This is a genomic window from Bacillus sp. N5-665 (genome assembly GCF_022637375.2).
Classification (GTDB): Bacteria; Bacillota; Bacilli; order Bacillales; family Bacillaceae_G; genus Bacillus_A; species Bacillus_A wiedmannii.
Window position 1 is genome coordinate 4,567,430 of record NZ_CP093325.1, and the last position, 12,131, is coordinate 4,579,560.

The window sequence follows — 12,131 nt, forward strand, 5'->3', positions numbered from 1 at the left end:
AAGCACCAATAATCATTTATCTAGTCATGAAACCCCTTATGATGCTTCAGGGGTTTCCGCTTTAAAACAATTATAAAAAAAGGCCCCATCAATGGGGCGCTCAAAAAATAATATAAGTAAATGAATTAAAACAAATAACAGACAACTAAAATATATAAGATTAACATCATTTAATCTATATATATGCAATATTACATAAAAAAATCTTATCATTACATGCTATACTAAAAAAGGAGTCGACAATCGTTATTTTCTTCTTATTTTTAAAGCAATATGGATATATACCTTCTTAACTCATTTGGATTGTACAAGTAAAAGAAGACATCTTACTAGATGTCTTCTTTTCTTATATTTTTATGAATTCCTTTGAGCAGATGCTCTCCAAGCACGAAAAGATGTTGGGTGTCCAGAATGAGCTCTTTGCTTTGCAGCAGCAACAGCTGGTTTTTCTTCAATAGTCGTTGGTTTCTCTTCCACAATCGCTGATTTTTCTTCAAGAGCAATTACAGCTGTTTGTATTTTTTCCAACTGCTCTTTTAAAGCTTGCTGTTCAATCTTTAAATCTGTAAGTAATCGTAAAATCATTTCAGAATTGGCCATAAAGATCCTCCTTCCCCCAATACACAGAATAAAATACAATATGTCATCAGCATAATACCCGTGACAAAAATAAGGTCGTCAACTCTTATAAAATCTAAGCACCTTTTATTTTTCAAAAGGACCTGCTCAAGTTTATCCGTAAAAACATAAAGTAAATTAAATCCATTAATTAATGGTCTTTATGGAAGGAGGAGTTAATATGGGCTATGGAGGTACTTGTGGTGGAGGCTGCGGTTTCGGCGGCGGATTCGCTTTACTTGTTGTACTCTTTATCTTATTAATCATCGTTGGCGCTAGCTGTTGGGGCGGCGGATTCGGCTGCTAATAAGAGGCACTCTTGAGAGTGTCTTTTTTTTGTGTTTTTTGATGTACAACCCTTCTCATTAATAGTTTATCAACGTTAATAGTTAGAGAATAGTATCCTTGTAATTCTCCCTCGAAATTCGCACATTTTAAAATTGACATAGCACTTCATGCACCATATACTGTTAACAACAGTATACTGTCATTAACAGTATAAATCCTAATTCATTCAAGGAGGTATATCCATGAAACATACAGGAAGACATACAGGTGCATTTCTTTTGTTATTTTTAGCTGCGGGTGATAACTATGGCGGGCAATTACTGCAAAAGTGCGAAGAAGAACTTCCCGTCAATCCAATCGATAGCGCCATTTTATATCGTACGCTAAAGAAATTAGAAAACGAAGGTGCAATCGAATCTTACGTAAGTACAGATCATCAAGACAAACCGAGAAAGATGTACAAAATTACGCCTGCCGGAAAGGAACAATTGGCAGATTTTCAAATGGATATTGAAGAAAAAATGAAGAACTTATCCTTTTTCATAGACAAATATAAGGACTTAAAGGATTCCGACCATGATTAATGGCGTGATCCTTTACACATTAGCCATTATTCTTACGGGGATTTCTTTTATGAAGGACCGCAATAAAACGAAAGAAGCTCTAATGAAGTCATGGAAAATGTTTCGCAATCTCTTACCTGCCATGCTCTCCATCATGCTCTTCGTTGGCTTATCGCTTTCTATATTAACGCCGTCTTTCATCTCTTCCATCATTGGGGAACAGTCTGGATTATTAGGTATTATTTATTCAGCAATACTCGGCTCCGTTGCACTTATTCCAAGCTTCGTCGTGTTTCCACTTGGTCATACGTTAGTCCAACACGGAGCAGGCCTTCCTCAAATTGCGGCACTTATGTCTACACTCATGTCAGTTGGAATTACAACATTACCGATGGAACAAAAGATATTCGGACGAAGCTTTGCTTACGCACGTAATGCATCTGCATTGCTCATGTCTCTCCTATTCTCCTATATCATTTGGGTGGTGATGGTATGAAGGAACTAAAAAAATATCGCTTCTTTTTCATCTTACTACTGGGGCTCATTGTATTAACTTTTATAAATCAATCTTTAGGATGGAGCGCATTACAATTAACAGGGAATAGCATTTTAGATATGTTGTTTCTCCTTCCCCCTGTCCTACTATTTGTAGGATTACTTGATCAATGGGTGAAGAAAGAAACGCTCATGAAATATATGGGCAAAAATTCCGGCGTATACGGAATCTTATTCTCTCTATTATTAGGCGGCATTGCAGCTGGTCCGCTCTACGTTGCCTTCCCAATTGCAGCACTACTCCTAAAGAAAGGCGCAAGTATTCGGTATATCGTCTTTTTCTTAGGCGTTTGGACAACTGCGAAATTGCCAATTCTCGTGTATGAATTTTCTTCATTTGGAGCTACTTTTACACTCATTCATATTGGTTTCGGGCTAGTATTCTTTTATGTAATGGGGCTTCTTTTTGAGAGGTTTTATGATCAGGGGCAGTTGCTAAGGTATGATGTTACGGAGGAAATGTAAAAAGACATCTTTATCTCTTAAAGATGTCTTTTTATATAAACCTTAATTCTCGTTCTGTAAAACACTCGCTGCCTTTACTCCCTTTTTCTCTTCTTTTAAAAACAGCGATACGATACATGCAATAATGATAAAGACTAACCCTAGTGTAAACGCACCTTGGAATCCAGATGTTAAACCATTTAACTTCTCTACTGGATCCATTGGATTTGCGGAACTTTCCATATAGCTAGCTGTTCCTGAAGACATTTTCGAAATAAAGATAGCCGTACCAATTGCGCCAGCTACTTGTTGCAACGTACTAAACAGTGCTGTTCCGTGTGGATATAAATCTGGTGTTAATTGATTTAAACCGTATGTTTGTGCTGTCATGACAAACATGAGTCCAACCATTAATACGCTATGCATGACAATAATTTGTACCATTGATGTGTCAGGCGTAATGCCTTTAAATAAGAACATCGCAATCCCCACTAACACAATACCAGGAACGATAATAACTTTCGGGCTAAATTTATCAAATAGTTTACCCGCGATTGGTCCCATTACAGCGCTAATAACACTTCCCGGAAGCATGATAATTCCTGATTTAAAAGCTGTAACGAGTAACACTGTTTGCAGGAACATCGGTAATAAAGTCATCGTTGAAAATAATGACATCATCACAATGACTATTAATCCAACTGATAATGTAAACATCGGAACTTTAAATGCGCGTAATTCTAAAATTGGATTCTCAATTTTCAATTGTCGAACGGCAAAAATACATAATGAGATAAGCCCAACAAGTAAAGTGCCATACACTTTCGCATCAGACCACCCTAAATCACCCGATGCACTAAAGCTATACACAAGTCCTCCAAATCCTAATGTCGATAAAAGGATTGATGGATAATCTACTTTTGGTCTTGTTAACTCTGAAACATTTTGAATGTACTTCATACCAATCATAATTGAAATGATCACGATTGGAATAACAATATAGAATAACCAGCGCCAATTTAATGAATCCACAATTACTCCAGATAATGTAGGACCAATTGCCGGAGCTGCCATCATCACAAGTGCGATTAACCCCATTGTGGCACCACGTTTTTCAGGGGGACAAATAATTAAAATCGTATTCATTAATAACGGTGTAATTAATCCCGTCGCTACAGCTTGGACGATACGGCCGACTAATAAAACAGAAAATGTCGGTGCGAATCCCGCAATTAATGTACCGACTAAAAACGTTACCATAGCGATCAAAAACATTTGTCTTGTTGTGATCCATTGCTGAAGTAACGCTGTAATCGGGACTAAAACCCCAACTACTAACATGTAAGCTGTAGACAGCCATTGAATCGTTGAAGCCGTTACGCCAAATTCTTTCATTAATACGGTTAACGCATTACCAAGTAACGTTTCGTTTAATAATGCAACCATTGCCCCTAAAAGTAATGCAATTAAAATCGGGGTATGTTTCATATTAGAAGTATCAACTTTGCCACTTACAGGGCTCTTAGTTGTCATATCCATATGCAAATTCTCCTCCTATTTCTTACTTAAAAAGCTTTAAATAAACCCGAACACATGTAATATAATATACATATGTAGATTAAAAAGGGAGAATCAATTTTCAGCCATTGTATATTTAATCTACAAAAAAGGAGAATTGTAGATGAATGATAATGAAAAACAAATTGATTTACGTATTAGACGTACACATAAATTACTATGGGATTCCTTATTTGAATTAATGACGCAATCAAAACAGAAATATAGTACGATCACGATTAACCAAATATGTGACCGCGCGATGGTACACCGAACAACCTTTTATAAACACTTTGAAGATAAAGACGCTTTATTAGCATTTGGATTTAAACGATACAGCAAGATGATTGCGGGAATACCGGTTTCAGATCGATTAAGTAAACCATTTCAAGTAATGGAACAATTTCTACACCATGAAGAAATCGGTAAAATATTAGAGACGCAAATGTCTGATGAACAATTTCTTAGCCGGACACAGTATTTAAGTCACGAAACGAGAAAACAAGAAATAGAAGCGTTAAATCAACTTTGTAAAAATCATACTATGCCAAATGATTTAATCATTGAATTTTATTCAGGGGCAATCACCTCATTAAGCGCATGGTGGTTTAAAAATGAAAGAAGCGTTTCTGCGGCTGAAATGGACAGGTATCTCCACCAACTTATTAATCGGGAGATTTTTCAGTTTGAAAAAGAATAACTTCACCATCAAAAAAACGCCTATATGAAATAGGCGTTTTTTGTACATACTACATACCAATTTTCTTCAAAAGTGGATGAAAAGGCTTCATCAATGAAATAAAACGTCGATAAATTTAAGTTACAAATATTCAGAATTAATATTAAAATGAAAAATGGGGATAGGGGTATGGGATTATAAATTTTATACATAACGAGGGAATAGAAATGAAACTACAATTAAAAGCGGATTTAGGACTACTACTAGTGACATTTTTTTGGGGTGCATCCATCCTACTTACAAAGCTTGGACTTGATGGGATTGAAGAATATAATTTAATTGCATTACGATTTATTATCGCCTTTCTTTTATCAGGTTTAATATTTTACAAACATTTATTCAAAGTCGATTTTAAAACGGTAAAATATGCATTTATACTCGCTTCTGTCTTATTTATCGTTTACATTTTTGCGACTTTCGGTACAAAGTATACGAGTGTTTCTAATGCTGGTTTCTTACTATGTCTCACAGTCATTTTCATTCCGATATTATCAGCTATATTTTTAAAACACATTCCCGAAAAGAAAGTTATATTAGGAATTGTGTTAACGATAATAGGAATCGGATTATTAACATTAACTAGCGAATTCAAAATCGGTAACGGCGATATATTTTGCATACTATCTGCCTTATTTTATGCGATTCACGTCATCATTACTGGAAGCGTAACGAAACATGTGAATTCCATTGCACTTGGAGTCATACAACTAGGTTTCGTCGGTCTATTTAGTCTTATTTTTTCATTCATTATAGAAACACCAAAACTTCCTAGCACGATCGACTCATGGCTAATCATATTAGCTTTAAGCATATTTTGCACCGCAGTCGCATTCATCGTGCAAGTAATTGCCCAGCAATACACGACGCCTACACATACCGGACTTATCTTTTCATTAGAACCTGTCTTTTCCGCAGGCTTCGCTTTCGTTTTCACTGGTGAAACACTTACTGGGAAAGGATACTTAGGGGCGACACTTATATTAGTGAGTGTTTTGATTGCTGAGGTGGATTTTAAGGGGTTGTTGCGGGTTAATTATAAGAAGAATATGGAATAGTTACTTCGCTAACGTACATAAACATACCCCGAAAATATTCGTTTGTATTATTTTCACCCTATTACCTTAATTTTTTTAGATGCTATCTTTGAATAAGGTAGCATCTAAAATATGTTACAAAGAATTATTATATTTATGTAGCCTGCATAGCTAACCTTTTCTACATTACTTACTGCACATAGTCATACAGATTTTTCGCTAACAATAAACAAGTTACTGTAATGAAAAGAGCACGAACATACCCACTTCCTTTTTTTATAGCAAATTTGGAGCCAACGATTCCTCCAGCAATTTGAGCAATCCCCATTATAAAACCATACGCATAGTTTACTTGCCCTACATACATAAATATTAACAATGCACCAACATTACTTCCTAAATTAAGAAACTTCGCATTACCTGCCGCTTTTAAAAAATCATATCCAATAAATAAAAGAGCGAACATTAAAAACGAACCTGTGCCAGGACCTAGAAATCCATCATAAAAACCAATAGCAAAAATAAAAAAGGTAAAAATAATGACGTGTCGACCAGATAATTTCTTATGAGTAGAAATACTACCCCAATCCTTTTTAAATATCGTATAAATAGCGACTGCACCAAGCATTACCAACATCAATGGCTTCAGTACTTCTGGGTTCATTAAATGAACGGTCCATGCACCTACTATAGAGCCTATAAAAGTGATTGGAAATAATTTAAAAGCCGATTTCAAATCAAGATTACCAGAACGATAAAACACAATATTACTAGTTGCACTTCCCATTGTTGATGCTAGTTTATTCGTGGCTACTGCACTTGCTGGATTCAGCCCTGTAAATAATAAAGCTGGTAAGGCAATGAGTCCACCACCACCTACAACTGAATCAATAAATGCAGCTAAAAATCCAAAAGCAATCAAAATAATTAATACTGATGGGTCTAAATAAAAGTCCATACTATTAACCTCCCCTTTAGTCACTATTCGAATAGTAACTAATAATTTGCTAAATGTAAACAGTTATTGTAACGTTAAAATATAAAAGTAAACATCGGAGGACAAAAAAAGTGGACTACATAGTACAACAGCTTAAAAAAATTGGTTTTAATGAATATGAAGCTAAATCTTATGTATCTCTTGTTAAACAGGGGCCTGTCACAGCCTACCAAGTGAGTAAGGATTCAGGTGTCCCAAGAGCGCGAATTTATGAGATTTTAGGTAACCTTGTAGAAAAAGGAATTGTCATGAAGGAAGAAATAAATGACACCACTCGCTATTCACCTCTACCTGTTGAAATCTTTTTACAGAAAGCTCAATCAGAATGGCAGTCTACTTATGAAGGAATTAGTGATTCGTTAAAAAAACTCGAAACTTCCGAGGAAAAAGCGGATAATCGAGTGATTACTTTAAAAGACAATAAAACAATCATTAGCTATTGTCAGACATTAATAAAAAAAGCAGAACAACGTATTGTCATTTCAATGTGGGATGAGATGTATGAAGCATTAAAAGAGGAACTATCTGCGGTAGCTGATAAAGTTACAGTACAAGGTATTACCTTACATGTTGAAAATCCAATTAAAAATTTAGAAGCCCATCGTATCACACCCTATACAGAAACTCTGTCTACAGAACATTGGTTTATTTTATCCATAGATTCTAAAGAGATGATTTATGGACCATCACTTGAAGAGCGTAATGTTGCCTTTTATACAGATGATCCGGTTCATATATACCTATTAGAGGATTATGTGTGGCATGATGTGTTAGTGAACCGACTTGTCCGACTTAGCCAAGACGATTTGGAACAATGGATTACTACAGAGAGAAAATCCTTCTTTATGGGGAAATAAGAAACATATTTAAAGAATCAAAAAATAAAGCATAAGTGAATGAAATGGAACACTTATGCTTTATTTTATTTACAAAGTGATGCTCGATCCTTTTCACTATTTCTCCTCCACAAACCGCCCAAACTCCTTCAAAAATCGCAGTTTAAAACTACCCCCAGGTCCATTCCGATGCTTCGCCACATGAATCTCCGTCATCTCTTTCTGCACCGTTTCCTTATCATAATAATCTTCGCGATACATAAGCATAATGACATCCGCATCTTGCTCAATTTGTCCTGTCTCTCTTAAATCAGATAAAAGAGGTCGCTTATCTTGTCGTGCTTCTACGGAACGAGATAATTGTGACAACGCTACTACACAAACATGTAATTCACGTGCTAATACTTTAAGCTTACGAGAAATTTCACTAATCTCCTGAAATCGATTGCCCTTATGCTTTTGATCACCTGTAATAAGCTGCAAATAATCTACAATAACTAAAAGCTTCTTATCACCGTGCTTCCTCTTTAACTTACGAGTTTGCATCCAAATATCTTGCACCGAAATGCCTGCGTTATCGTAAATCTCAAATGGTAATTCCCCAATCTCCGCAAACGCCTTACTCACCTTTTCCCAGTCCTCTATCGCAAAACGGTGCTTCGGATTTTTCAGCCTACCTCCTGATACTTCCCCTACGCAAGACGCCATCCTTTTTAACAGTTGCTTACTACTCATCTCTAACGAAAATAGTCCAACCGCCGCTCCAGACTTCGCCGCATGCAGTCCTACATTTAACGCAAACGCAGTCTTCCCCATAGAAGGACGCGCACCAAGAACGACAAAATCACCTTCCTGCAATCCGCACGTCATTTTATTTAGCGATGTATAACCAGTCTCAATACCCGTAATCTCTTTCGCATCTTGATGAAGCTCTTCATATAAATCAACTAACGCATCCTTCAAATCAAACTCACATACACAGTCCTTTTCCTCTAACTCGCAAAGTGCCGTAATCGTCTCACCAATAATTTTCTCATTCTTCTCCGCAATAAGGCGCTCTCCCATCTTGTACCCGAGAACACCAGCCTGATACATTTTCCAGGCACCTCGAACAAGCCCCTCATAATAAGAGAAGTTGCTAGTAGTAGGCACACCATCCATTAACCCTATAAAATACTCCATTCCCCCGATCCCCTGCAAAAATTTCGGATCTATCCTAGAAATGAACGTTACAAGATCAATCGGTTGCCCCTCTTCTTCCATTTTTCGCATTAACTGAAATATAGACTTATGCACCGGCATCGAAAAATACTGCTCCGTCAAACGGCACTCCTTAATAAGCTCTCCATCAAGTAATAGAGAACCTAACACAGTCTTCTCCGCCTCCACATTTTGAATACTCATGGCCGCCACCCGCGCTCCGCTAAAAAGCGCTGCAACTCTTCCTCAGACGGGGCATTCTTCTCCCACTCCTCACACCTCGCCAAAAACTCCTCCGTCTCCCCCGTACTAACAGACGACTCCTTCTTCCTAAAGCTCGCCGTATCTGCCTCAACCTCACACACTTTCGTAAAACCTTTCCCGTGCCAACCTCTCAAAATGCCCTTCACATAAGCAACCGTCCGCTTATTATTCTCAAACGCAATTTGAAGAGCCTTCAGCACAAGCTCCTCTGACAAATCCTCCATCCACGCACTCAGTTCCTCCACAGTATGCGGAGACAAACTACCGAAATGTTGCTCATAAAAAGAAAACACACGACTTCCCGTCTCTTCCTCTATAACCTCTTCTTCCGCCTCTGTCTCCTCGCAAACTGGCTCAACATCATCCACAGCCAAATCACTCGGCATACCGAAATGCGCTAAAAGCATCGGAACATTCAGCTCCTCCTCTACGCACTTCTGAAGAAACATATGTACAAACTCCTTATTCTTCACACCCTTAAGCTCACGAAGCACACACTTCTCCACATTCGTATTCGTCACAGGATTATAACGAAGCCAATTTAAAACGAATAACTCCCGCGTATCCGCATCATAAAGAATCTTCCCATAATCAACAAAGCGCTGCACAAGCTTATCAACAGTCTCCCGATTATAACCAGTCTCCATCTCAGCTAACCGCTTCGGAAAAGGAAAAATCCCGCACTGCGTCGTCTTCGAACAAGTCAACAAATACACATAAAAATACCGCTCCTCCGGCGTCAAATCCAAAACAAAATCATCCTGCCAAAAATTCACCTGCACAGTACGATACACCGCCATCCCAATTCCTCCCATTCTCATTCAAAAATGAAAATTTCCTCTTTGTACTATATATAGGAAGGAGGGCCAGGTTTTTGGCGTGTTATTTCAAAATTTTTTTCGACTACTACTACGGTGTTTGTTGTTGTTTTTGTTTTGTTATGTTTTTTCTTAGTGATTTATTACTTGGTAGGGGCTTGCAAGGGGCTTATGAGGGGCTAGTTATCGGTTACTTCGATTAGAAAGACTCGATTTGAGAAGCCACCTCGTTCTTCTGCTTTCTTTTTACGGATGTTGTTGATTTCTTCTAGTGTTGTGCCTTCGTATTCGGCTAGGGCGTTGATTAGTTCTAGTAGGTCGGATAGTTCTTCGAGTTTATGCTCTTTTGTGTCTGCTTCTAGATATTCGGTTAGTTCTTCTTGTGTTTTTTTGCAGAGTTCCTCTATGTATTCATCTTCGTTTAGGATTCTTGTTGTGGGTGTTTTTCCGTTGGATTTTATGATTTGTGGGATTTTGTTTCGGATTAGTTTGTTGTAGGTTGGCATAGGATTTCCTCCGTTTGGTTTTTCTTCTATTATAATGGAAAAGCAGTTTAACTAGGGGTTAAACTGCCTCATTGCTTCTTTTATATAGTTTTCTTCTTCGGTTGTGAAGAGGGTTGGGAATTCGGATAGTGGGAGGTTTGATTTTTGGATTATATCCTCTATATCACTTTGAGGTGTATCAAGATAGTTCGTTACCTCTTCTATTACATTGAAAATTTCCTTCAAGGTAACTTGAACGTCATGATGACTCGGATCCTTCTCTTCTTCCTTATACTTTTTCAACTTTCCTATCACATCCATAAAGCGCCGATCAAACTTCTCTTTTAGTTCCTTATTATTATAAAAAGCTCGAACACTATCCATTGAAAAGTGTTCCTCTAACCATTCCTTATTTTCTTTCTCCCATATAAAAGTTTGCAGAAAAGAAGAAAACAAAGCAACATCCACTCGTTCTTCCTTTTGAAACTTCTTCGTCATCTCATCCATATGCGAAAGTACCTTCGCAATTCTTTCTTGCTCTGCCAAAAGCAGTTCTCTTTGAAAATGTATTTTTCTTAAAAATTCTTCCGCCTCTATATCACGCTGCAATATAATATTTTGAATTTCTCCAAGCGAAAAGCCGAGATGCTTAAACGATTGAATTTGCTGCAGTACATACAAATCATCTTTCGTATATAACCGATGCCCGCCCTCAGTATAATCGCTCGGCTTTAATAAATTAATCTTGTCATAATAACGAAGCGTCCGCACCGTAACATCCCCAACACTTGCAAACTCACTAATCATCCAAGCCATATAATCACCTACTCCGCTAACTTCTCTCTCACATACTGACGCATACGAGAAAAACTCATCTCATTCTGCCTACAATATTGAAACAAACCTACAACAAGCAATACAAAAGGAACATACCCTCTATAACGATGTTCATACTCACTAATACCATCATAAAAGTACTCATACTTCCGTCTTCGTAAAACGATATAAATCGCAATAAACAACACTGCGAGCATTATAAAAATTCGCTTTCCTCTTATCTCCACTTCTTGTCTCATCACCTATTCTCCTTCCACTATATACTTATCTTCTTTAAATAACGGAATTCGAATGAAATAACGATATGGTTCGTCGCGTATTACTTTCCACGCAACAATGATCACTTGAACGACCTCAATGACAAATACAATCCAAAACAAAATATCACTAATACGCGAACTAATATTAAATAGAAGAAAGATTAACAAATGAAAGTTGAACGCCTTTCGGCAATGGTATTTGTACACTTCATTTTTCAGTGCCAGCGTGATGTACATGAGTAGTGGTGAAAAGATTCCTATTGCGGCTGAGAGTAATAGCATGATGATGGTGTTTCTTTTTTCTTTTGTGGTAGTTTTCATGAGCGGTTTGGTCCCCCCTTTTTGATTTGTCTTCTTTAGGTTAGGGGGTGACGTTGAGGGAGGTGCAAGAATAAACTATAATTTGTTATAAAAAATAGACACAATGGAACATCTCACATACTCCATTGCGTCTATTTATCTTATTAAAAATTGATTATCTATCAAAAAACATTTGAAATAAATACTCCAACCAAAATAACATACATGTAATAAATATCCCAAACACTATATTTTCATTAACCTTCTTAAAAATAGCATTCCATTTAACTACAATATATTGATTCACAACACACCAATAGAAGAGAAACAAGATTG

At 37.1% G+C, this 12,131-nt stretch carries 16 protein-coding genes; 7 read left to right on the plus strand and 9 right to left on the minus strand.

Annotation, left to right across the window (positions count from 1 at the left end; genetic code table 11):
- Positions 1 to 354: 354 nt before the first annotated feature.
- Positions 355 to 600, minus strand: coding sequence for a hypothetical protein (locus MNO09_RS26105; protein WP_000013662.1), 246 nt, complete (start codon positions 598 to 600; stop codon positions 355 to 357).
- Between the two features lie 199 nt (positions 601 to 799).
- Between MNO09_RS26105 and MNO09_RS26110 the strand changes: the two genes are divergently transcribed.
- From MNO09_RS26110 to MNO09_RS26125, 4 genes are all read left to right on the plus strand, one after another.
- Complete coding sequence (locus MNO09_RS26110) at positions 800 to 925, plus strand: YjcZ family sporulation protein (protein WP_000540385.1); 126 nt, start codon at positions 800 to 802, stop codon at positions 923 to 925.
- Between the two features lie 223 nt (positions 926 to 1,148).
- On the plus strand, positions 1,149 to 1,490 hold the full coding sequence (locus MNO09_RS26115) for a PadR family transcriptional regulator (RefSeq protein WP_000683172.1): 342 nt from the start codon (positions 1,149 to 1,151) through the stop codon (positions 1,488 to 1,490).
- Positions 1,483 to 1,965 carry a hypothetical protein gene (locus MNO09_RS26120; RefSeq protein ID WP_000606993.1) on the plus strand — a complete coding sequence of 161 codons (483 nt, stop codon included), beginning with the start codon at positions 1,483 to 1,485 and terminating at the stop codon, positions 1,963 to 1,965. The genes MNO09_RS26115 and MNO09_RS26120 overlap by 8 nt, the downstream gene beginning before the upstream one ends.
- Positions 1,962 to 2,489, plus strand: a complete 528-nt coding sequence (locus tag MNO09_RS26125; protein ID WP_140399208.1) for a permease — start codon at positions 1,962 to 1,964, stop codon at positions 2,487 to 2,489. The genes MNO09_RS26120 and MNO09_RS26125 overlap by 4 nt, the downstream gene beginning before the upstream one ends.
- Before the next feature lie 42 nt (positions 2,490 to 2,531).
- Here the strand turns inward: MNO09_RS26125 and MNO09_RS26130 are convergent, their stop codons facing one another.
- A complete protein-coding gene (locus MNO09_RS26130; RefSeq protein ID WP_088106918.1) occupies positions 2,532 to 4,007 on the minus strand; it encodes an MDR family MFS transporter in 1,476 nt (491 codons plus the stop codon).
- Between the two features lie 142 nt (positions 4,008 to 4,149).
- Here MNO09_RS26130 and MNO09_RS26135 point away from each other — a divergent pair, with 142 nt between their 5' ends.
- Complete coding sequence (locus MNO09_RS26135; RefSeq protein ID WP_088106917.1) at positions 4,150 to 4,725, plus strand: TetR/AcrR family transcriptional regulator; 576 nt, start codon at positions 4,150 to 4,152, stop codon at positions 4,723 to 4,725.
- 206 nt (positions 4,726 to 4,931) lie between these two features.
- Positions 4,932 to 5,819: a DMT family transporter gene (locus tag MNO09_RS26140; RefSeq protein WP_088106916.1), complete on the plus strand. Its 888-nt coding sequence runs from the start codon at positions 4,932 to 4,934 to the stop codon at positions 5,817 to 5,819.
- 169 nt (positions 5,820 to 5,988) lie between these two features.
- Here the strand turns inward: MNO09_RS26140 and MNO09_RS26145 are convergent, their stop codons facing one another.
- Positions 5,989 to 6,756, minus strand: a complete 768-nt coding sequence (locus tag MNO09_RS26145; RefSeq protein ID WP_088106915.1) for a TSUP family transporter — start codon at positions 6,754 to 6,756, stop codon at positions 5,989 to 5,991.
- A 110-nt stretch (positions 6,757 to 6,866) separates the two neighbouring features.
- On the opposite strand from MNO09_RS26145, the gene MNO09_RS26150 reads away from it, so the two are divergent.
- Positions 6,867 to 7,652, plus strand: a complete 786-nt coding sequence (locus tag MNO09_RS26150) for a TrmB family transcriptional regulator (RefSeq protein ID WP_088106914.1) — start codon at positions 6,867 to 6,869, stop codon at positions 7,650 to 7,652.
- Positions 7,653 to 7,748: 96 nt separating this feature from the next.
- Here the strand turns inward: MNO09_RS26150 and dnaB are convergent, their stop codons facing one another.
- From dnaB to MNO09_RS26180, 6 genes are all read right to left on the minus strand, one after another.
- Entirely contained in the window at positions 7,749 to 9,035 is a 1,287-nt protein-coding gene (dnaB, locus tag MNO09_RS26155) for a replicative DNA helicase (RefSeq protein WP_241950067.1), read from the minus strand.
- Positions 9,032 to 9,895, minus strand: coding sequence for a DnaD domain-containing protein (locus MNO09_RS26160; RefSeq protein ID WP_088106912.1), 864 nt, complete (start codon positions 9,893 to 9,895; stop codon positions 9,032 to 9,034). The genes dnaB and MNO09_RS26160 overlap by 4 nt, the downstream gene beginning before the upstream one ends.
- 197 nt (positions 9,896 to 10,092) lie before the next feature.
- Entirely contained in the window at positions 10,093 to 10,419 is a 327-nt protein-coding gene (locus MNO09_RS26165; RefSeq protein WP_088106911.1) for a nucleoside triphosphate pyrophosphohydrolase, read from the minus strand.
- 51 nt (positions 10,420 to 10,470) lie between these two features.
- On the minus strand, positions 10,471 to 11,214 hold the full coding sequence (locus tag MNO09_RS26170; RefSeq protein ID WP_088106910.1) for a MerR family transcriptional regulator: 744 nt from the start codon (positions 11,212 to 11,214) through the stop codon (positions 10,471 to 10,473).
- Positions 11,215 to 11,222: 8 nt separating this feature from the next.
- Complete coding sequence (locus tag MNO09_RS26175; protein ID WP_140399206.1) at positions 11,223 to 11,474, minus strand: hypothetical protein; 252 nt, start codon at positions 11,472 to 11,474, stop codon at positions 11,223 to 11,225.
- Between the two features lie 3 nt (positions 11,475 to 11,477).
- Positions 11,478 to 11,816, minus strand: coding sequence for a magnetosome magnetite crystal formation protein family (locus tag MNO09_RS26180; protein ID WP_088106908.1), 339 nt, complete (start codon positions 11,814 to 11,816; stop codon positions 11,478 to 11,480).
- Positions 11,817 to 12,131: the final 315 nt, after the last annotated feature.